We start from the raw sequence: 21,146 nt of genomic DNA, 5'->3' as shown, positions 1-21,146 counted from the left end.
CTGTTTATCCTGCCGCTTAAGTGGCAGGATAAACAGATCCCGAATCATTAATATTTTAGCGACCTTAATTCAGCCACCAACACTATTTGACAAAGAGCCGCTTTTTAAAAATCGACATAAAAAAAGACAACCGGAGTTGTCGTATGTAATAAAAGCGTCCCAGGCAGGATTCGAACCTGCGACCCACAGCTTAGAAGGCTGTTGCTCTATCCAGCTGAGCTACTGGGACAAATATGTATGGAGCGGGTGAAGGGAATCGAACCCTCGACAACAGCTTGGAAGGCTGTAGTTTTACCACTAAACTACACCCGCATCATCGTTGTAAGTTTTTAGAAACCTAATAGCGATTAGTACACAAAACGAAATTGAAGCTTTAAGGTAACTTATCTTAACCACAAAATATATTATATGCATATAGACTTTTTTTGTCAACATTTAAAACCAATCTTTTTTGATCGTTACAAATCGATCTTCATTATCTAGTTCAATTCGATATTTTATGTACCGATCATGTGGAACGTCATGAAATCAATTGTTAGAAAGTATAATTTTTAGGATTTATAAACAATTACTGGCAAATATGTTAAAATAACTAAAGAATCATAATTGATTTTGGGTTTAGATTTTCTTTATCTGGGTACTTTTATATAATAACTGACTACTGAAGACATGAGGAGGAAGTTCATGCAACAACCCTCGCAAAATATAATTCTTTTCCCAAAGTGGAAAGAGCAATTAGAAAATGAGAGTTTACAGGCATTACATGAAAAAAGATATAAAGAAGCATTAGAGAAATTTAATAAATTAATTCACTATGCTATTACCAGTCATGAAATATTAATTGGAAAAATAATTTGTTTAATTGAACTTGAAAAATATGAAGAAGCAGAAGAAATGTGTCTACATGCTATGAGTCAACGGGATACGAATTATTATCATTTTGTTCACATTTATTTAACTATATTATTTCAAACTAATCAATACGATTTACTTATGGATACAGTCGAGGAAGCATTATCAAATAAAACAAAAATACCTGTTATTATCCAAGAGCAGTTTCAACAGTTATATGATATGAGTGTGAAAATTAAACAGGATCTAATTAGCGAACAATCAGTCGAGTTAATCAGTGAGTTGTTTGAAGCAATACAGACTAATGATTTTATTAAACAATGGGTGCATATCGAAAACCTGCGATCAATTAAAGCAATACCAACTAAAAAAGTAATCCAATTATTAAAAAATGACGATATCCATCCAGTAGTAAAAACAGCTATTTTTCAATGGTTACAATCGGTGAACTTTTCGGATTTTATACATATTACAAAGTTTGGTGCGAGCCTCCACTTAAACCCATTAGATATTCCGGATTTAAAAGCATTATCAACCATAAAACAAACGATGCTCTTATTTGCTAACCTTGAACAAAAAAATCCATCTCTATTCGATATACTAGAACAACTATTGTATCGATATGTTTACGTATGGTATCCATTTATACCATCACACCAGGATGTGATGGAGATTGCAGAGGCGCTAAAGTATATTGGAAACCAATATTTATACGGCGAAAACGATGCATATGAGGTAGAGATGGAAAGTAAGACAGGAAAGTACATAGAAGAAATAGAAATGTGTGAAAAACTATACCTAAGTATAATTGATGCATAATATGGATTTAACCCAAAACTGTCTGTAGAAGCGATATTTTCAACGTAATATAGATAGATTTGGGTCTTTAGTATGTATATAAGGGACTAAAGCTTGAAAAAAACTTGAAAGCAAAGTAAATTATGATATAATATAGTGGTTGAAATTTGATAGAATATAGTTAATCGTGTAGATTCAAAATTCATCAAATCTAGTACATCTGTTTAACGTTTATATTTTATAAAATTGGCACAAACAATCTACTAGGTAACCAATCATATATATGCAAAACATAATGTATGAAATAATAGTTTTTTGGAGGGAACACAATTATGTCAGCTAAATGGGAAAAGCAAGAAGGAAATGTAGGTGTTTTAACGTTTGAAGTCGAAGTTGACGAGTTTGAAAAAGCTTTAGACAAAGCGTTTAAAAAAGTAGTAAAAGATATTCAAGTACCAGGGTTCCGTAAAGGGAAAATGCCTAGAGGACTATTTGAAAAGCGTTTTGGCGTTGAATCATTATATCAAGATGCCATTGATTTTGTTTTACCAAATGCTTATTCAAAAGCAATTGATGAGACAGGTATTGAACCTGTAGATCAGCCAGAAGTTGATATTGAAGAAGTTGAAAGAGGTAAAAACTTAGTATTCACAGCTAAAGTTACTGTCAAACCAGAAGTTAAACTTGGTGAATATAAAGGACTAGACGTTCAAAAGGAAGATGACAAAGTTTCCGCAGAGGATGTCGATCATGAATTAGAACATCTTCGTGACCGTTATGCTGAACTCGTTGTCAAAGAAGAAGGCACAGTTGAAGAAGGCGACACGGTAGTTATAGATTTTGAAGGATTTGTTGACGAAGTAGCTTTCGAAGGTGGAAAAGGAGAAAATCAATCTCTTGAAATTGGTTCTGGTCAATTTATCCCAGGGTTTGAAGAACAGCTTGTTGGGAAATCAGCAGGAGAAGATACAGAAGTGAATGTGACTTTCCCAGAAGACTACCATGCAGAAGATTTAGCTGGTAAGGAAGCTATCTTTAAAGTGAAAATTCATGAAATTAAAGTGAAGGAATTACCTGAACTAGATGATGAATTTGCAAAAGATGTAGATGACGAAGTTGAAACATTAGAAGAATTAAAAGCTAAAAAACAAGAAGAACTATCTGCTCAGAAGAAACAAGATGTAGAGAACAAAATGAAAAATGAACTCATTGAAAAAGCAACTGAAAATGCTGAAGTTGACATACCTGATGCAATGATCGAAACGGAATTAGAACGTATGATGAATGAATTCCAGCAAAACTTGCAAATGCAAGGAATGACGATGGAAATGTACTTCCAATTTTCAGGCCAAGATGAGGCTGCATTGAAAGAGCAGATGAAAGACGATGCTGCAAAACGTGTAAAAACGAATTTAACACTTGAAGCAATTGCTCAGGCTGAAAACATTACGCCATCTGATGATGACGTGAAAAAAGAAGTCGAAAGAATGGCTGAAATGTACAGCGTTGAAGTGCAACAAATTGAGCAAATGCTAGGTGGTAACACAGAATTATTAAAAGACGATCTTAAATTACAAAAAGCAATCGATTTTCTTGTTGAAAATTGTAACGCTAAGTAAAGTTAAAAAAACATGGTGAAATCGTACACCATGTTTTTTTTATGATTAAAATTCATATCATTATAATTTTATACGCCCTTCAACATACATTATTAATACGGATGATTTGACATTTCTTAAAAACCCTCCATAATAAAAAACATAAACATAACAAATACTAGGTTAACCTTCATGAATAAAGGGAATATTTATAGTAACAGTTGAAATATAATAAATGGACCTATGCTTTTATTTTGTTTTCCAGATTTGTTCTGATATGATAACATTGACAGATACATTGTTATGGGACAGAGAAGCTGATATATATCTTTTAGGGGTGAAAATAAGCATGTTTAAATTTAATGATGAAAAGGGACAATTAAAATGTTCATTTTGTGGAAAAGGCCAGGAACAAGTTCGAAAGCTTGTTGCAGGACCAGGCGTTTATATATGTGATGAATGTATAGAGCTATGTACAGAAATTGTAGAAGAAGAACTAGGTACCGAAGTAGAAGCTGAATTTAAAGAAATTCCAAAGCCTAAGGAAATTTGTGAAATCTTGGATGATTACGTAATCGGTCAGGATAATGCAAAGAAAAGTTTGTCTGTAGCAGTATATAACCATTATAAACGGATTAGTTCGCCGAAAAAGCCAGATGAAGTAGAACTTGCAAAAAGTAATATTGCGCTTTTAGGACCTACAGGTAGTGGTAAAACATTACTTGCTCAAACGCTAGCGCGTATATTAAATGTACCTTTTGCCATGGCAGATGCAACCTCGCTAACTGAGGCTGGATATGTTGGAGAAGATGTTGAAAATATTTTATTAAAGCTCATCCAAGCTGCAGATTATGATGTCGAAAAAGCAGAAAAAGGGATTATTTATATCGATGAAATTGATAAAGTTTCCCGTAAATCAGAGAATCCATCTATTACAAGAGATGTCTCGGGTGAGGGTGTTCAACAGGCTTTGCTAAAAATCCTCGAGGGTACAGTAGCAAGCGTACCGCCACAAGGTGGTAGAAAGCATCCACATCAAGAATTTATCCAAATTGATACGACTAACATTTTATTTATTGTTGGTGGGGCGTTTGATGGAATTGAACAAATTATAAAACGTCGTTTAGGTAACAAAGTAATTGGATTTGGTGCGAATCTAGAAACTGATGACTTGGATAAAGGTCAGTTACTTGCAAAAGTACTTCCAGAAGATTTGTTGCGCTTTGGTTTAATTCCAGAATTTATTGGTCGTTTACCTGTTATTGCGAGTTTAGAGCCATTAGATGAAGATGCTTTAATTAAAATTTTAACATTGCCGAAAAATGCACTTGTTAAACAGTATAAAAAGCTATTTGAAATGGATCATGTTGAATTAGAATTCGAAGATGAAGCGCTAGTTGAAATTGCGAAAAAGGCAATAGAACGTAAGACTGGAGCGAGGGGATTGCGTTCTATCATCGAAAGTATTATGCGCGATGTTATGTTCGAATTACCATCAAGAGATGATATTGACAAATGTGTCATTACTGAGGAAACCGTAATAGATGAAAATACAAATCCAAAGTTGATATTCCATGATGGAACAGTGCAAAAAGGAAATAGTAAATTACCAAAAGAGAGTGCATAATCAAATTATCAGCTCAAATTTATGAGACTGACTTGGCCTATCAGCTCCTTCTCTAGATAAAGAGATGTGTGTATGGGGATGCCTATGGTCAGTCTCATTATTTATATCATAGTCTCTAATAGGATTGGACATACTATATACGATATAAAAGCATTTCTACTATAAAATACATATATTATACAATCAAATAATGGAGGTACATTTATGTCACAAGAAAAGCACTTATTACCCCTCCTTCCTTTACGTGGCTTATTAGTCTTTCCAACAATGGTTTTGCATTTAGATGTAGGACGTGAAAAGTCAATTGCTGCTTTGGAAAAAGCAATGATGAATAACCAACAAATTCTGCTAGCTGCACAACAAAAAATAAGTATTGAAGAACCAAAACCTGAAGATATTTATCGAATTGGTACAGTGGCGGAAGTTAAACAGATGCTAAAACTACCAAATGGCACGATTCGTGTATTAGTAGAAGGGATGTATCGCGCAGAAGTAACTCGTTTTGAAGACGATGCAGACACATTTGTCGTTGAATATGAAAAGTTGGAAGAAATAATAGATAATCAAAATGAATTGGAAGCCCTAGTTCGGAACCTATTAGATCAATTTAAAGCGTACTTAAAGGTTTCACGAAAAATAACAAAAGAGACATTTCACACTGTATCTGATATCGAGGAACCAGGTAGGTTAGCTGATGTTATTGCTTCACATTTACCATTAAAAGTGAAAGAAAAACAAGGGATTTTAGAGAAGGTTAATGTTAAAGATAGATTGAAGCACTTAATTCGGTTGATTTCTAATGAACAAAAAGTACTTAATTTGGAAAAGAAGATTGGCGAACGCGTAAAGAATTCCATGGAAAAGACGCAGAAGGAATATTATCTACGTGAACAAATGAAGGCAATTCAGCAAGAGTTGGGGGATAAAGAAGGAAAAACAGGTGAAATTGAAGAACTTAGAAAAAAAATTCAAGATTCAACTATGCCAGAACGGGTTGAAGAAGTTGCGTTAAAAGAATTGGAGAGATACGAACGTGTACCGCAAAGCTCTGGAGAAAGTTCTGTTATTCGCAACTACTTAGAATGGCTACTATCATTGCCATGGACTGAAAAAACTGATGACACGATAGAAATTACGAAAGCGAAGAAAATTTTAAATCAAGACCATTATGGATTGGAAAAGGTTAAAGAACGGATTTTAGAATATTTAGCTGTACAAAAATTAACCCAATCTATAAAAGGCCCTATTTTGTGTTTGGTTGGCCCACCTGGTGTCGGTAAAACATCACTTGCAAAGTCGATATCGAAAGCAATTAATCGTAATTTTGTTCGTATTTCGTTAGGTGGTGTCCGCGATGAAGCAGAAATTAGGGGACATCGTCGTACATATATTGGGGCAATGCCAGGACGAATCATTCAGGGAATGAAAAAGGCAAAATCTGTTAATCCTGTATTTTTATTAGATGAAATTGATAAAATGTCCCATGATTTTCGAGGAGATCCATCTTCTGCGATGTTAGAAGTACTTGATCCAGAACAAAATCATACTTTTAGTGATCATTTTATTGAAGAAAGCTATGATCTTTCTAACGTATTATTTATTGCAACTGCAAATTACGTTAATAATATTCCAGGTCCATTATTAGATAGAATGGAACTTATTTCGTTAGCTGGATATACAGAAGTGGAAAAACTACACATTGCAAAAGAGCACTTATTGCCAAAACAACTTAAAGAAAATGGATTACAAAAGAGTCATTTACAAGTAAGAGAAGAAGCAATATTGAAGTTGATAAGAAGATATACACGAGAAGCGGGCGTACGAAGCTTAGAACGGCAACTTGCCAATTTATGTAGAAAAACAGCGAAAATTATTATTTCCGGGGAAAAGAAACGAGTTATTGTAACGGAAAATAGCTTGGAAGAATTACTTGGGAAGCCTATTTTTAGATATGGACAAATGGAACAAGAAGATCAAATTGGTGCTGCAACTGGGCTAGCCTATACTTCAGCAGGTGGAGATACGTTATCTATTGAAGTGGCCCATTATCCTGGAAAAGGTAAATTAATTTTAACAGGGAAATTAGGAGAGGTCATGCGAGAATCAGCTCAAGCAGCTTTTAGTTATATTCGCTCACGAGCAAAACAATTAGATATTGACCCAGACTTCCATGAAAAATATGATATTCATATTCATGTACCGGAAGGAGCAACACCTAAGGATGGTCCATCAGCAGGAATTACGATGGCAACCGCACTCGTTTCTTCTTTAACAGGTCGTGCTGTAAAAAAAGAAGTCGGAATGACTGGAGAAATCACACTTCGTGGTCGGGTGTTACCAATCGGAGGGCTGAAAGAAAAATCATTAAGTGCACACCGTGCGGGGATAACGACAATTATTATTCCAGAAGAAAATGAAAAGGATATTGAAGATATACCAGAGAGTGTACGTAAGGATTTATCATTTATAAAAGTAAATCATCTTGATCAAGTACTAGATCAAGCGTTAGCGGGGAAAAAGATAAAATGAAAGTAACACAAGCAGAATATGTCATTAGTGCAGTTAGTCCAAAACAGTATCCAACAGAAAATATACCGGAAATTGCTTTAGCGGGTCGTTCCAATGTTGGAAAATCGTCTTTTATTAATAAACTTATTCAAAGAAAAAGCCTAGCAAGAACATCATCAAAGCCTGGTAAAACACAAACACTGAATTATTATTTAATAAATGAACAATTTTATTTTGTAGATGTCCCAGGATATGGCTATGCAAAAGTATCAAAAAAGGAACGTGAAAAATGGGGTAGTATGATGGAAACATATTTCCAGTCACGCAAGCCTCTAAAAGCAGTTATATTAGTAACAGACATACGACACGAGCCGACAAAAGATGACATTCAAATGTATCAATATTTAAAGTATCATCAATTACCAGTAATTGTGATTGCGACTAAATTGGATAAAATACCAAAAAACAAACAAGCACAATTTAAAAAGCGCACTCAGACAGTGCTAGAATTGGATAAAGATGATCATTTGATTGCTTTTTCATCTGAAACAGCTGAAGGAAAAGAGCAAGCTTGGGCAGCGATTAGGCACTATTTAGCGAAGTAAAAAATGAGGTTGAGACAAAATAAAAGGTTAGACCCTTCCACACTGTAATTAGTATTTTTGTTAAAATTACAATGGTGAAACGAGGGGGGGGCAAAGCCTTATGTCTCAGCCTCTTTTTGCTTTCTTATTTTCTTTTGATTAAGATATATGCACCAATCAAGATTAAAACAATTGGCCAGTACTGCTCTAAAAATCCAAGAACAGTGTAAATCCATTGAAACCATTCGGGAATTTGAATTGTGAAAATCATTAGTAAAGAAATGCCAATTAAAATAATACTAATGAAAAAACCTCGTTTCGTTTTTAGTGCGCGAAGAAATAATGCAATCCCAACGATTAAAGGATAAGCAGCCCAATGATCAATCCAAAATGAATAATGTTCAAGTCCATGAAAATGGACACCTAATCCTATCAATAGCACGCCTGGGAAAATTTGATCATAGTCCTTTGTTTTTATACTATGTATTAAAAATACAAGGCCAATAATAATGAGTAAAGTAGTCCACGAATAAAAATCTGTGATGATTGGTATTTTAAACTGTCTAAGTAAAAAGAATGTTCCTATCCCTATTAATAAATATCCTGAAAATCTATAAGGCTTTTTCACTTTGTATTCTCCCCCAAATTGATATCTTACTATTTAATACGTTTATCGTAACATATAGTTTCATCTTTCATGAAAGAGAAAAGCTTTTGTTTTTATGATAGAGAAATTCACTGTAAAAGCATATCCCCTCATTCTGATTCATATAGATAATTATGACTTTCGTGTAGATTTAGTTTTATAGAAGGGGTGATAAATATTGTTTAACGATCAATCTGTTTTTAGTTTTGACTTGGAAGAGTCTTTGTATTTTGAAAGGGAACAGGAAGTGGCCGAGATTGTTAGTATTTCACTGGATCCAGAAATATCCATTCAATCTTTTCATGATTACATTTCTATTCGAGGTGTAATTAGTTTACAAGGCCAATATGTACCTGTTCAAAATCAAGAAGCAGAAGAATCTTCTTTTCAAGAATTTCAATCTAAAAGATATATCGAAAAGGTAGAAAAAATTAATGATACATTTGCACAATTTTCACATCGCTTTCCAGTAGAGATATCAGTACCAGCTTATCGGGTTGCTAATTTAGAAGATGTGACAGTAAATATTACAACATTTGATTATGAATTACCTCACACAGAACGATTAATTGTGAAATCGACTGTTGAAATCCATGGTATTTCAAATGAAGCAGATCCAAACAAACAAAGAATGAAGGAAAAAGAAATTGTAGAAAGAGTGGTTGAACATGACGAAGTACTTGAGGTGGAACAAGCAGATGACGATGTAAACGAAGCACAAGTATTACAAGAACAGGGTGAACTTACGGATACATTTGAATTTGAAATCAAGAAAAAGAAAGAGGAAGAAAAAGAAATTGTTCGAGAATCTGAACCGGAAGCACATGTAGAAGAGAAAAACGATGTTCAAAACGATTCTACTGAGGAAGAGGAAGACCCGGAGCGGTGGAAGAAAAAGAAAACACAAACATTAGCGGAATTCTTTGGAACGGATTCATCTGAAGAAACTGTCGAGAGTCCACATTCATCAGATATTGATCAAGATGATTATGACGATTATGATGATACAGAGAATGATGATGATGGATTGGAAACAGTTGAATATGATGAATATGAAGCGTATGACGACAACTATGATGATAGAGAAGTAGAGGTTGCTGATTTAAGTTATTTATCAGATATGATTCGGAATCATGAAGAGACATACACGAAAATGCGCCTTTGTATCGTTCAAGAAAACGATACTTTGGAGAGAATTGCTGAACGATATGAGACAACTACCATGCACATTATGAAGCGAAATCATATGCAAGATGAGGATGTTGTTATCGGACAATTATTAAATATTCCAGTAAAGAAGAAAAGAGAGAATAAATAAAGGAACTATTATACCTTTTCGTACCCCTTGATTGCATTGCAAGGGGTTAACTTATGTATTGTTAGAAATATGAATGTGTGTTGGTATGTGAAATAAAGTGGAAGGGTCTTTGAACACAAGTTATACTCGTATTGTTTTGTAAATGACCTAAAGATAATATGTGAGGAGGGCGTGATATGGAGAAAATCTGGCATGTTCTAGAACAGTATAGCATACGTCCGGACACAATAGAGCAAGTTACAGATCGCGTTTATAAAATCAAGGTGGGACAACAAGTATATGCCTTAAAACGAAGTAACTTAACGGAGCAAACAGTTAAAAATTTAGAGAACTTTTATCATGTTGCTTACTATGAAAGACTCCCATTAGTTTTGCCAGTTTATTTAACAGTAGCAGAAAAGCTTTATGCGGAATTAGACAATGAATTTTATTATATAGCACCATGGATAGAACAAGAAGAGCACCATCGACAGCAAGATTTTTATACCGCCTTTTTCCGTAGTATCGGTCAATTTCATCATAAAACAATGCAAAAACATACATTTTCTGTTGATAAAATAAAAAGTTCATTTACAAGTTATAAAATCCAATGCCAAACAGACTACAAAAAACTTTTGTCAATGGTAGAGAGATTTGAGCATCATCCTTATATGTCGCCATTTGAATTATTAGTTTGTTCACAATTTCATTATTTGGAATATGTGTTTAAGAATTTGGAACGAGCAGTTGATGAATTTTTAGAATGTGAAATGGATGCATGGCGAACATCTTTATGCCATGGAAAGTTAGAACAGGAGTATCTGTTCTATCGAGAATATTTTTGGGTGATAAATTGGGAGCATGTCCGTAATGATAATCCGATATCTGATTTGCATTATTATTTAACAGAGCAAGCAAATCGATACGATATAGAAACTACGTCCATATTTGAAACATTTCATGCTTATATGGAGGAAAATGAGCTAAGGCGTGAAGAACTACATCTGCTTTCAATTTATCTTTTAAATCCACAAAAGTATATAGAAACAGTTTTGGCTTATGTCGAAAAGGGGAATGAAACCGATATGATCGGTTTCATTCAAAAATTACAACAAGCATTTCGAAACTTACGTTTTGGTTTAGAATGGACTGATTTTGTGAAAGAAACGTATATTTACCGCATAGACTTAGAAAGTAAAGAAGAAACTTAAAATGGATATACATCAAACTTTTAAATCCATTTTAGTTGAAAAGCAATAAATAGCCCTACAAGTAGACCGAGTAGAAGTACATCAAGTGTTGTTGGAAAGAATAAAGTGCGTATAAGTTGAAAAATCATGATTGGTAAAGTGACACTTTCAATTACAATTAAACAATGTCTCGCCCATGGAGGAAGGCGGTATCGATAATATCTAGCCATCATCATCCTCCTTTTTGCAAAATGCTTCACTTTTTTGTTATTATTTAATATGATATGATTAATAGACACATATTTGTGCATACTGTAGAAATAAACAGCTAAAATAATTAAATATATAAAATGCAAATGATAGGGAGTAGTACAAATCTGATGGCCTTTCAGAGAGGGAAATATATGCTGAGAGTTTCCTAGGTACATGATTTAGAAGTCGTCCTTAATGCAGCTTCTTTGAAATAAGTTTGCTATGAACATCCAAACTTGAATTAGAAGAATGCCGGATAAATACCGATATATTTAAGTGTTCAAGTGTTTCACTTGTGAACAAAGGTGGTACCGCGGAAAATAGCCTTTTCGTCCTTTTTATAGAAGGATGGAAAGGTTTTTTATATTTCTCAGTATGAAAGTACAAATTATTTCGTAGGCAAAGGTCTAATATGCTTAATAAAGGCATGTTCCTAACAACAAACAAGCAAGCATTTTTAAAGGAGGAAATGAGATGGAAGAAAAAGGATCATTACCATCGAAATATAACCCAAATGATGTCGAAGCAGGCCGCTATCAATTTTGGTTAGATGGGAAGTATTTTGAAGCAACTGGTGACAAGAAGAAAGAACCATTTACGATTGTTATTCCGCCACCAAATGTTACTGGAAAACTGCATTTAGGACATGCGTGGGATACGACCATGCAGGATACGATTTCTCGTATGAAAAGAATGCAGGGATACGATGTTCTATGGTTACCAGGTATGGACCATGCTGGGATTGCTACACAAGCAAAAGTAGAAGCAAAACTAAGGGAACAAGGTACGAACCGATATGAATTAGGGCGTTCAAAATTTGTTGAAAAGGTTTGGGAATGGAAAGAAGAATATGCTGATTTTATCCGCAGTCAATGGGAAAAGGTCGGACTAGGTTTAGATTATTCACGTGAGCGATTTACCCTCGATGAAGGATTATCTGTTGCAGTTAGAGAAGTATTTGTGAAGCTTTACGAAAAAGGATTAATCTACCGTGGAGAATACATTATTAACTGGGATCCGAAAACGAAAACAGCACTATCAGATATTGAAGTTATTTATGAAGAAGTGAATGGTCATTTTTATCATATGAAATATCCAATTAAGGATAGTAAAGAAACGATTGAAATTGCAACTACTCGTCCAGAAACAATGCTAGGGGATACTGCTGTTGCTGTACATCCTCAAGATGAACGCTATCAACATTTAATTGGTAAAACAGTTATTTTACCAATTGTAGGTAGAGAGATAGAAATTGTTGCAGATGATTATGTTGATATGGAATTTGGATCAGGGGCTGTAAAAATTACACCAGCACATGACCCAAATGACTTTGAAATTGGCAATCGTCATCAATTAGAACGTGTTCTTGTGATGAATGAGGACGGAACAATGAATGAAAATGCCGGTAAGTATGAAGGGTTGGATCGGTTCGAATGCCGTAAAAAAATTGTAAAAGACCTACAAGACATGGGGGTTTTATTTGAAATCGAAGAACATGTCCATCAAGTGGGTCACTCTGAACGAAGTGGTGCAGTTGTAGAGCCTTATTTGTCCACACAATGGTTTGTTAAAATGGATCCATTAGCAAAAGAAGCATTAGCTTTACAAGAGAACGAAAATGAAAAAGTTAATTTTGTACCAGAACGATTTGAAAAGACATATTTCAATTGGATGGAAAATATTCGTGATTGGTGTATTTCCCGTCAATTATGGTGGGGACATCGCATTCCAGCTTGGTATCATAAAGAAACAGGCGAGATATACGTTGGAATAGAAGCACCGGAAGATCTTGAAAATTGGAATCAAGATGAAGATGTGTTAGACACATGGTTTTCTTCTGCTTTGTGGCCGTTTTCCACGATGGGCTGGCCGGATGAAGATGCTGAAGATTTCAAACGTTATTTTCCAACAGATGTTTTAGTTACTGGATATGATATCATTTTCTTTTGGGTAGCCCGGATGATATTCCAGTCGAATGAATTTACAGGTCAACGTCCATTTAAAGATGTGCTCATTCATGGTTTAATTCGTGATGCGGAAGGGCGAAAAATGAGTAAGTCACTGGGTAATGGCGTCGATCCAATGGATGTCATTGAAAAATATGGAGCAGATTCATTACGTTATTTCTTATTAACTGGTACAACTCCCGGTCAAGATTTACGCTTTAATTGGGAAAGAGTTGAATCGACTTGGAATTTTGCTAATAAAATCTGGAATGCATCGCGCTTCTGTTTAATGAACATGGAAGGATTCACGTACGAGGATATCGATTTAACGGGTAATTTATCACTTGCAGATAAGTGGATTTTAACCCGCTTAAATGAAACAATTGAACAAGTAACGCGTAATAACGATAAATACGAGTTTGGTGAAGCCGGTCGTTATTTGTATAACTTTATTTGGGATGACTTTTGTGACTGGTATATTGAAATGGCAAAAATTCCATTGTATGGTGAGGATGATTCCCAAAAACAAACGACTCGCTCTGTACTGGCACATGTACTTGATATGACGATGCGTATGTTACATCCATATATGCCTTTTATCACGGAGGAAATATGGCAAAAGCTTCCTCATCAAGGAGATTCTATTACGATTGCAAAGTGGCCTGAAGTAAACGAAGTATTTCATGATGAGCAAGCAGCTGCCGAAATGAAGCGACTCGTTGCCATTATTAAAGCGGTCCGTAACATTCGTGCTGAGGTAGATACACCAATGTCGAAACAAATTACATTACTTATTCAAGCAGAAAGTGAAGAAATTGTGCATGAACTTGAAGCTGAACGTCACTATTTAGAACGTTTTGCAAATCCGAGTGAGTTAGTTATTGCGTCAACAATTACAGCACCGGATAAAGCGATGTCAGCAGTTGTAACTGGTGCAGAACTATTTTTACCATTGGAAGGATTAATTGACTTCGATAAAGAAATTAGCCGTCTAGAAAAGGAATTAGAGAAATGGACAAAAGAAGTAGAACGTGTTCAGAAAAAATTATCAAATCAAGGGTTTATCAATAAAGCACCAGAACAAGTTGTTGAAGAAGAACGGGAAAAAGAAAAGGATTACTTGGATAAACAAGCAAAAGTAAAAGCGCGCTTAATGGAATTAAAGGGTTAGTAAAAAGCACTAAAGATAAAAATTTTGTTACAAGTAAGAGGCTGGGACAAAATCAAAGTGTCAGGCCCCTCGACTACTACAGCTAGTATTAAAAAAACGGTGAGTTTTTTTACTAGTTATATTAGTTGTACGAGGGGGGTCAGATCTTTATGTCCCGGCCTTTTTTTCGTTCATTATGGATTGGTGCTGTTTCGATTACTATGAATAAACTTATTTGGAGATTGAGGTAAGGATACTGTATCAATAACGAATATAATATTTAGATCATAAAATAAATAGATTATAAAAAGGCTCATAACAAACATTAGTCCAATTCATTGGACTAATGTTTGTTATGTTAGCGGGATATTTCATTTTATTTCAAACTTCGTAAAATCCAAGTTACATAATGTTCTAGTAAATTGATATCTGAAACTTTACTTAATGTTCTTGAACCAACAACATCTTCTATTTCGTTAAATAGTATGTTATTTTGTTTATCGATTAGAAAATCAATGCCAACCATTCCAAAATCAAAGTGATTGATAATCGTTTGTACAATTTTACGTTCAGATTGCGATAAATTATACCATGTTGCAGTGCCACCAAGCGTAAAATTTGCTCTGAAATCTTTATCACTTTGTCGCAAAACGGCACCGATAATTTCCTTCCCCACGACAAAAACGCGAATATCCTTTCCAAATTGTACATCACATGTTTGGATGATGATATTTCCTGTTGGTTTTGAATTCAAATAAATATCCCAATCACGAGTATGTTGTATTAGTTTTACATTCTTTCCTCCATGTCCATCTGTTGATTTCACAATAAATGGATAAGGAATCGGGGGTATCTCGTGTACATTGTAGGTTCGCAAAAACAGTGTATCAACCATAGGAATTTCTAGTTTGTTTACTTCTATATGAGTTAATGCTTTATCATTACAAATACGCGAAATATAAGCGGAGTTAAAAACAGCAATACCGAAGTCCTCTAACACTTCATTTAGTAATGGCTCAATCGTTCGTACGATTGCAATGTCGGGTTCATGAATGGACTGATGTTCATATAGGATTGTACGTTTATTGTCCACGATTCCAATTTGTAAATATTCCCGAATGATTAACGTTAAATCTATGTTTTGCTTTTCTGCTTCTTCTATAAACCAATCAATAAATGTTTGATTGGTTTTCGCATCTTTTAAACTATAAATAAGCCAACCCGTTCGCGTCATATCTTCCTCCAATTTACTTACTTAGTTTAGTTAGTACGTGTTTTATCATATTGTCTGCTGCATTAATACCTGTACAATCATATAGATTACGAATATGTGCATTAGAGTTAATTTCACAAACTAAAGTTTGACCGTTTTCTCCGAATAATAAATCGACACCTGAAAAATCAGCGCCGATTGCTAGGGAACTTGCGACAGCTAAATCTATTTCCGTTTGCGTCGGAATGTACGGTTCCATTCTACCTCCTGACGTTATGTTAGCACGAAAATCATGTTGTGATGTCCGTTTCATAGCAGCGACGACTTGATTGTTAACAACTTGTAAACGCAAGTCTTTCCCATAGCTCGTTGTGATAAACTCCTGAAACATGAATGCTTGACCGTGAATGTTTTGTATGATTTCACGTAATTCTTCTTTTGTATGTGCTAAATACACTTGTTCACCAAATGAGCCAAATGCCTCTTTTACGATTAAAGGTAAACCTAATTGTAAAATGATGTTATCAAGCTGATAAAATGTATCTGGATTCATTTTAAAAAAAGATAAAGGAGCTATTATTGTTTTAGGCATTGGTATATGTTGTTTGGCTAATATTTGATAGGTTAAAATTTTGTCATCACTAATCGAAATTGTTCTAGCTTTGTTAAAGACAGGAATTCCTAGTAACTCAAGTTGATTGGCCAAATAAATGTCTTTATCAATAAAAATAACATAGTCAGGTAATAGCTTTTGTTCATGAAATAATTCCATTTGTTGGTGCTTTAAAATTGGTAGTACCTCGTTGTTTTTTAATATAATTGTTTGGCTGTTTTGTCTATGGGCTGCTTCTTGTAGCATTGTTGCATAGTCAATAAATTTGTCGCTGTTTAAACTGCCATTGTAAATAATCCATCCAGTAAGAGCCAATGTCTATTATCCTTTCCATTATCAATTTGTTATCTGTTATACTTAACTATTATAAAATGTTATGTAATGTTTTGTACAATTCAAGAAATGATGGTGAGCGCAATGTTTAGTCAGTTTGATGAAATTCAACAATTTTTTGAAGCCAGAAAAAAATATGGAATTAAACCTGGATTGGAAAGAATATATCAGTTACTTGCCTTACAGGGCCATCCCGAAAAACAAATAACAGCCATTCACATTGCTGGAACAAACGGAAAAGGTTCGACGTTATCCTACATAAATCATGCATTACTTGCAAATAACTTTCAAGTGGGTGTATTTACATCTCCAAGTATTACTGGTTTAACTGGACATATTTTAAAAAATGATAAACCTATTTCAGAAGGTACCTTTATACATATCATGAATGAGTTATACCCAAATATTAAGCGATTAGATGAAATGGATATGCATGTTACGGAATTTGAGATTTTAACCGTATTAGCTTTTTGTTATTTTGCAAAAGAAGTGGACATTGCAATTATTGAAGCGGGTATGGGGGGGCGGTTTGATACGACGAATTGTATACATCCTGCTGTATCCATTATTACGAATGTAGCACTTGATCATCAAGCTTTTTTAGGGGATACGACTAAAGAGATAGCCTATCATAAAGCGGGTATTATAAAAGAGCATGTACCCGTTATTGTTGGCCGTATTGATCCTGAAGCTTGGAGTGTTGTAAATGGGGAAGCTAAGAGGAAAAATTCAGCAATATACCGCATAGATGAAAGTTTCAAACCACAAAATTTGAAACGGCGGGATTTTCTTCAACAATTTGTCTGGAAAAGTGAAACTGCTATGTTTGATGTTTCGATTCCGATGGCGGGAGAACACCAAATTGATAATGTATCATTAGCTATACAAGCGATTGTGTTATTGATACAACAAGGTTATGCAATTAAAATGCCTCAAGCTCTATCTGCTATTGAAAAAACTGTTATTCCTGGTAGATTTGAGTTAGTAAAAAGAAATCCATATATTGTGGTAGATAGCGCACATAATCCAGCAGGGATAGCTTCATTTTTGGAAGCCTTAAATTATTTACCTCGTGGTAGAAAGCGGCATTTAATATTTGCTGGGTTCAAAGACAAAGATTTACAAAATATGCTTCATATGTGCGAACCATTTTTTTCGACCATAACAGCAACGTCGTTTCAACACCCGCGAGCAATTCGTGCGAAAGACTTAGCTGCACTACTAGAAAGCAACCATATAGTCGTTCTAGAAAATTGGCAAGAAGCGTTGAAACAAATTTGTACATACCCAGCACATGATCAAATCTTTATAACCGGATCATTTCATTTCATTTCACTTGTTCGTACTTATTTACGAAAAGTAAATAAAATGTAGAAAATTGTCAAAGGGACACCGACAAAATTCCCCTTACTTTTTATCGCTTATATGCTAGATTATAAAACATAGGAATCTAGTAAAGTGAGGGGAAGAGATGAAAGAAAAACGATCCATCGTAGTGAAGTTAAATGAGCATACGCAAAAAGACCATACGAGCAGGGAGCACGCAGCGGCCCTTGAAAGTATAGAGAATCAACAGAGAAGTGAAGAAGAAATACCATCTTTTTACCGGAATTATACAGATTTCCAATATAATAAAGAGAAAAAGCGGCGTGATGTACCTGTTATGATCAAAAAGTTTTTCGTTGCTTCTATTTCAGCTATTATAATTGGATCGTTATTTGGTATTATTATGTTAAAGATGTTTAGTAATCTTGACAATCAACAAACATCTGAACCCCAATATTCAAATCAATACAATTCTACTAGTGGCGATATGGAATCAGATGCTGAAGATAAGCAACGAGGGGCAAAAGAAAAGTATACGCTTCAACCGTTGCAAATGTTTGTGCTGCAAGGTGGACTTTTTTCTGAACAAGTAAATGCAGAGTCAGGGGCCGAACAATTCCTGAAAGTTGGACATGCAGGAGTGGTGTGGGAACGTGAAGGTCAGTATTTCTTATTTGTAGGGTTGGCAGAAACAGAACAACAAGCGAAGACATTAGTAAAAAGTATGCAAGATGAATCATTTGAAACATTTGTGAAACCATTACAAGTGGACGAAATTACAATAGAATTATCAAAAGCGGAGCATACATGGTATACGAAATTTCACACTTTATGGCAACAGATGTTAAAACAAGAAGATGACTCCTATGAAGAACAGTTGAAAAAACTAATAGGGGACTCACCATCTAATCGTACGGACTTCATTGTGCAAGGAATGGAACCATTGCTTAAACAACTAGAACTGGGAAATTTGAAGAATAAACAACAACTATTATTATATATGGCAAAGTATTATGAACAATCATTAAAAGAATGATGTAATAGCTGAAATTACCAATTAAAGATAATATACTTTCTTCTTTTACTTAGAAGGAATGAAGAATTTCAAATGAATACACCGCCTAATTTCGTATTTTGGCAATTTGCCGTTCATACGTTCCTTCGTTATGCTTAAAGGCAAAAAGGAGGAGCGCATATGCCTGTTTCGACTATTAAAATAAAAGATGTGCCAAAACAAGACCGTCCTCGTGAAAGGTTATTAAATTTAGGTGCTGAGCATTTATCGAATCAAGAGCTGATTGCCATACTGTTAGGGAGCGGCACACGGGATGAATCTGTTACAACGATCGCAACTCGGGTGCTCATGCATTTTGAAGGTCTTAAGCTACTAAAAGATGCTACAATTGAAGAGTTAACAGCAATTAAAGGAATAGGAGATGCTAAGGGAGTAGTCATATTGGCTGCATTGGAACTAGGTAAGAGGTTAAATAAGTTCAAGCCAGATGAACAATATGTGATTCGTTCACCAGAAGATGGTGCTGATTATGTAATGGAGGAAATGCGTACATTAAAACAAGAACATTTTGTGGCAATTTTTCTAAATACGAAAAATCAAATTATCCATCGCCAAACAATTTTTATTGGTAGTTTAAACGCTTCAATCGTGCACCCTAGAGAAGTGTACCGAGAGGCAATAAAACGTTCCGCTGCATCTATTATCGTTGCACATAATCACCCCTCTGGCGACCCCACGCCATCACAAGAAGATATACATGTGACAAGAAGGTTAGCTGAATCCGGAAAAATGATTGGAATTGAATTACTAGATCATTTAATCATTGGTGATCGTAAATTTGTATCATTAAAAGAAAAAGGGTATTTATAGTACTATCAATTTTATTACTTTTTTCGTATAATTGAATAGACGGACTAAAAATAGCGCCAATTTCAATCGAGTGAAATGTGGCGCTTCTTAAAATTTGGTACTTTTACGGTTATTTTAAATAGAGAATACATACGTGTGATTGCTTTATCTAATTAATCCCATGCGAAAATGCTATTTTTTTTGATTCTACATAAAATAAATCGTAATAGTTATGCTACATATAAGATAATCAATCAATGGGTTTGTAGAGAGAGGTACATGGAAAGGGAGAATATAATTGGGATTGTTTAACTTTACACAAGATTTAGGGATAGATTTAGGTACAGCTAATACACTTGTTTTTGTCAAAGGAAAAGGTGTTGTAATGCGTGAACCATCAGTTGTGGCTAAAAATATTGAAACTGGTGAAATAGAGGCCGTTGGTGGAACAGCTAAAAATATGATTGGAAGAACACCGGGTAATATTTCTGTCGTACGTCCGATGCGTGACGGTGTTATTGCTGATTATGATACTACAGCTATCATGATGAAATATTACTTGAAAAGAGCAATGCGAAAGCGATCTTTTTTTGCTGGGAAACCAAGCGTGATGATTTGCGTGCCATCCGGCATTACGATGGTGGAAGAAAGAGCAGTCATTGATGCAACAAAGCAAGCAGGTGCGAAAGACGCATTCCCTATTGCCGAACCATTTGCGGCCGCAATTGGAGCAGGCCTACCAGTTTGGGAGCCGACCGGTAGTATGATTGTAGATATTGGTGGTGGAACAACGGAAGTAGCTGTTATTTCTTTAGGAGGCATTGTTACAAGCCAATCTATCCGCACAGCGGGAGATAATATGGATGAAGCGATTATTCAATATATCCGAAAAAATCATAACCTCATGATAGGGGAACGTTCTGCGGAATCAATAAAATTTGAGATTGGATCTGCAGGCAACGTTACAACAGATGAGGAAGTCGAGATTCGTGGGCGAGATCTCCTATCTGGTTTACCAGAAACCATTACGATAACAGCTAAAGAAATTGCAACAGCATTGCAAGAATCGGTTTATGCTATTGTAAATGCTGTGAAGTCAACTTTAGAAAAAACCCCACCTGAATTGGCTGCTGATATTATGGACCGAGGAATTGTCCTGTCGGGTGGTGGAGCATTATTAAAAAATCTTGAACAAGTCATAAGCGATGAGACAAAGATTCCAGTTTTTATAGCGGAGGACCCATTAGATTGTGTCGCGGTCGGAACAGGAAAATCTTTAGAATACATTCAACATTTTCGTTCACACCCGAATGTTTCATCTCGTCCAACTGTTGAATAAGTAGGTGTTC

At 35.0% G+C, this 21,146-nt stretch carries 16 protein-coding genes, 2 tRNA genes and 1 other annotated feature; of the genes, 12 read left to right on the top strand and 6 right to left on the bottom strand.

Annotation, left to right across the window (positions count from 1 at the left end; translation table 11 throughout):
• Positions 1 to 155: 155 nt before the first annotated feature.
• Together ACFFIS_RS03515 and ACFFIS_RS03510 are read right to left on the bottom strand one after the other, a co-directional pair.
• Positions 156 to 229, bottom strand: a tRNA-Arg gene (locus ACFFIS_RS03515).
• Between the two features lie 9 nt (positions 230 to 238).
• Positions 239 to 312, bottom strand: a tRNA-Gly gene (locus ACFFIS_RS03510).
• A gap of 372 nt (positions 313 to 684) precedes the next feature.
• Here ACFFIS_RS03510 and ACFFIS_RS03505 point away from each other — a divergent pair.
• From ACFFIS_RS03505 to yihA, 5 genes are all read left to right on the top strand, one after another.
• Positions 685 to 1,671 carry a tetratricopeptide repeat protein gene (locus tag ACFFIS_RS03505; protein ID WP_320379317.1) on the top strand — a complete coding sequence of 329 codons (987 nt, stop codon included), beginning with the start codon at positions 685 to 687 and terminating at the stop codon, positions 1,669 to 1,671.
• Positions 1,672 to 1,982: 311 nt separating this feature from the next.
• Positions 1,983 to 3,269: a trigger factor gene (gene tig, locus ACFFIS_RS03500; protein ID WP_390186178.1), complete on the top strand. Its 1,287-nt coding sequence runs from the start codon at positions 1,983 to 1,985 to the stop codon at positions 3,267 to 3,269.
• Between the two features lie 328 nt (positions 3,270 to 3,597).
• Complete coding sequence (clpX, locus tag ACFFIS_RS03495; protein WP_320379316.1) at positions 3,598 to 4,875, top strand: ATP-dependent protease ATP-binding subunit ClpX; 1,278 nt, start codon at positions 3,598 to 3,600, stop codon at positions 4,873 to 4,875.
• Positions 4,876 to 5,079: 204 nt separating this feature from the next.
• A complete protein-coding gene (gene lon, locus ACFFIS_RS03490) occupies positions 5,080 to 7,404 on the top strand; it encodes an endopeptidase La (protein WP_390186177.1) in 2,325 nt (774 codons plus the stop codon).
• Positions 7,401 to 7,988 (top strand): ribosome biogenesis GTP-binding protein YihA/YsxC, encoded by a 588-nt coding sequence (yihA, locus tag ACFFIS_RS03485; protein ID WP_320379315.1) that lies wholly within the window; start codon positions 7,401 to 7,403, stop codon positions 7,986 to 7,988. Before lon ends, yihA begins: the two co-directional genes overlap by 4 nt.
• A gap of 124 nt (positions 7,989 to 8,112) precedes the next feature.
• Here the strand turns inward: yihA and ACFFIS_RS03480 are convergent, their stop codons facing one another.
• The gene (locus tag ACFFIS_RS03480) at positions 8,113 to 8,595 is read right to left on the bottom strand and encodes a LiaI-LiaF-like domain-containing protein (RefSeq protein ID WP_390186175.1); all 483 of its coding nucleotides are present in this window, start codon (positions 8,593 to 8,595) and stop codon (positions 8,113 to 8,115) included.
• A 196-nt stretch (positions 8,596 to 8,791) separates the two neighbouring features.
• Between ACFFIS_RS03480 and spoVID the strand changes: the two genes are divergently transcribed.
• Both spoVID and ACFFIS_RS03470 read left to right on the top strand, forming a co-directional pair.
• Positions 8,792 to 9,931 (top strand): stage VI sporulation protein D, encoded by a 1,140-nt coding sequence (gene spoVID / locus ACFFIS_RS03475; RefSeq protein WP_390186172.1) that lies wholly within the window; start codon positions 8,792 to 8,794, stop codon positions 9,929 to 9,931.
• A 176-nt stretch (positions 9,932 to 10,107) separates the two neighbouring features.
• Positions 10,108 to 11,121 carry a hypothetical protein gene (locus ACFFIS_RS03470; protein WP_390186170.1) on the top strand — a complete coding sequence of 338 codons (1,014 nt, stop codon included), beginning with the start codon at positions 10,108 to 10,110 and terminating at the stop codon, positions 11,119 to 11,121.
• A gap of 20 nt (positions 11,122 to 11,141) precedes the next feature.
• Here the strand turns inward: ACFFIS_RS03470 and ACFFIS_RS03465 are convergent, their stop codons facing one another.
• Positions 11,142 to 11,330 carry a YszA family small membrane protein gene (locus tag ACFFIS_RS03465; RefSeq protein WP_512700590.1) on the bottom strand — a complete coding sequence of 63 codons (189 nt, stop codon included), beginning with the start codon at positions 11,328 to 11,330 and terminating at the stop codon, positions 11,142 to 11,144.
• A 116-nt stretch (positions 11,331 to 11,446) separates the two neighbouring features.
• Positions 11,447 to 11,692, top strand: a binding site (T-box leader).
• A gap of 134 nt (positions 11,693 to 11,826) precedes the next feature.
• Here ACFFIS_RS03465 and ACFFIS_RS03460 point away from each other — a divergent pair.
• Positions 11,827 to 14,469: a valine--tRNA ligase gene (locus tag ACFFIS_RS03460; RefSeq protein WP_390186168.1), complete on the top strand. Its 2,643-nt coding sequence runs from the start codon at positions 11,827 to 11,829 to the stop codon at positions 14,467 to 14,469.
• Positions 14,470 to 14,824: 355 nt separating this feature from the next.
• Here the strand turns inward: ACFFIS_RS03460 and ACFFIS_RS03455 are convergent, their stop codons facing one another.
• Together ACFFIS_RS03455 and ACFFIS_RS03450 are read right to left on the bottom strand one after the other, a co-directional pair.
• Positions 14,825 to 15,682, bottom strand: coding sequence for an ATP-grasp domain-containing protein (locus ACFFIS_RS03455; RefSeq protein WP_320379309.1), 858 nt, complete (start codon positions 15,680 to 15,682; stop codon positions 14,825 to 14,827).
• 13 nt (positions 15,683 to 15,695) lie between these two features.
• Positions 15,696 to 16,589, bottom strand: a complete 894-nt coding sequence (locus ACFFIS_RS03450) for an ATP-grasp domain-containing protein (protein ID WP_390186166.1) — start codon at positions 16,587 to 16,589, stop codon at positions 15,696 to 15,698.
• 66 nt (positions 16,590 to 16,655) lie between these two features.
• Here ACFFIS_RS03450 and ACFFIS_RS03445 point away from each other — a divergent pair, with 66 nt between their 5' ends.
• The 4 genes from ACFFIS_RS03445 to ACFFIS_RS03430 all read left to right on the top strand — a co-directional run bounded on the left by ACFFIS_RS03445 (position 16,656) and on the right by ACFFIS_RS03430 (position 21,136).
• Positions 16,656 to 17,981 carry a bifunctional folylpolyglutamate synthase/dihydrofolate synthase gene (locus ACFFIS_RS03445; RefSeq protein ID WP_390186164.1) on the top strand — a complete coding sequence of 442 codons (1,326 nt, stop codon included), beginning with the start codon at positions 16,656 to 16,658 and terminating at the stop codon, positions 17,979 to 17,981.
• A gap of 97 nt (positions 17,982 to 18,078) precedes the next feature.
• A complete protein-coding gene (locus tag ACFFIS_RS03440; RefSeq protein WP_390186161.1) occupies positions 18,079 to 18,969 on the top strand; it encodes a hypothetical protein in 891 nt (296 codons plus the stop codon).
• A gap of 159 nt (positions 18,970 to 19,128) precedes the next feature.
• Entirely contained in the window at positions 19,129 to 19,818 is a 690-nt protein-coding gene (gene radC, locus ACFFIS_RS03435) for a RadC family protein (RefSeq protein ID WP_390186160.1), read from the top strand.
• A gap of 277 nt (positions 19,819 to 20,095) precedes the next feature.
• Entirely contained in the window at positions 20,096 to 21,136 is a 1,041-nt protein-coding gene (locus tag ACFFIS_RS03430) for a rod shape-determining protein (RefSeq protein ID WP_390186159.1), read from the top strand.
• The last annotated feature ends 10 nt before the right edge of the window (positions 21,137 to 21,146 follow it).

Origin of the sequence: Paracerasibacillus soli (assembly GCF_042432965.1) — a bacterium.
Taxonomy (GTDB): Bacteria; Bacillota; Bacilli; order Bacillales; family Amphibacillaceae; genus Paracerasibacillus; species Paracerasibacillus soli.
Note: the sequence above shows the minus strand (reverse complement) of the source record. Positions and strands in the feature narration are given on the sequence as shown.

What these genes read in the sequence shown, in the direction of transcription:
- ACFFIS_RS03470 (WP_390186170.1), top strand. Translation starts at nt 10,108, where the DNA reads ATGGAGAAAATCTGGCATGTTCTAGAACAGTATAGCATACGTCCGGAC.
- ACFFIS_RS03440 (WP_390186161.1), top strand. Translation starts at nt 18,079, where the DNA reads ATGAAAGAAAAACGATCCATCGTAGTGAAGTTAAATGAGCATACGCAA.
- ACFFIS_RS03460 (WP_390186168.1), top strand. Translation starts at nt 11,827, where the DNA reads ATGGAAGAAAAAGGATCATTACCATCGAAATATAACCCAAATGATGTC.
- clpX (WP_320379316.1), top strand. Translation starts at nt 3,598, where the DNA reads ATGTTTAAATTTAATGATGAAAAGGGACAATTAAAATGTTCATTTTGT.
- ACFFIS_RS03455 (WP_320379309.1), bottom strand. Translation starts at nt 15,682, where the DNA reads ATGACGCGAACGGGTTGGCTTATTTATAGTTTAAAAGATGCGAAAACC.
- ACFFIS_RS03465 (WP_512700590.1), bottom strand. Translation starts at nt 11,330, where the DNA reads ATGGCTAGATATTATCGATACCGCCTTCCTCCATGGGCGAGACATTGT.
- ACFFIS_RS03445 (WP_390186164.1), top strand. Translation starts at nt 16,656, where the DNA reads ATGTTTTGTACAATTCAAGAAATGATGGTGAGCGCAATGTTTAGTCAG.
- radC (WP_390186160.1), top strand. Translation starts at nt 19,129, where the DNA reads ATGCCTGTTTCGACTATTAAAATAAAAGATGTGCCAAAACAAGACCGT.
- ACFFIS_RS03505 (WP_320379317.1), top strand. Translation starts at nt 685, where the DNA reads ATGCAACAACCCTCGCAAAATATAATTCTTTTCCCAAAGTGGAAAGAG.
- tig (WP_390186178.1), top strand. Translation starts at nt 1,983, where the DNA reads ATGTCAGCTAAATGGGAAAAGCAAGAAGGAAATGTAGGTGTTTTAACG.
- yihA (WP_320379315.1), top strand. Translation starts at nt 7,401, where the DNA reads ATGAAAGTAACACAAGCAGAATATGTCATTAGTGCAGTTAGTCCAAAA.
- lon (WP_390186177.1), top strand. Translation starts at nt 5,080, where the DNA reads ATGTCACAAGAAAAGCACTTATTACCCCTCCTTCCTTTACGTGGCTTA.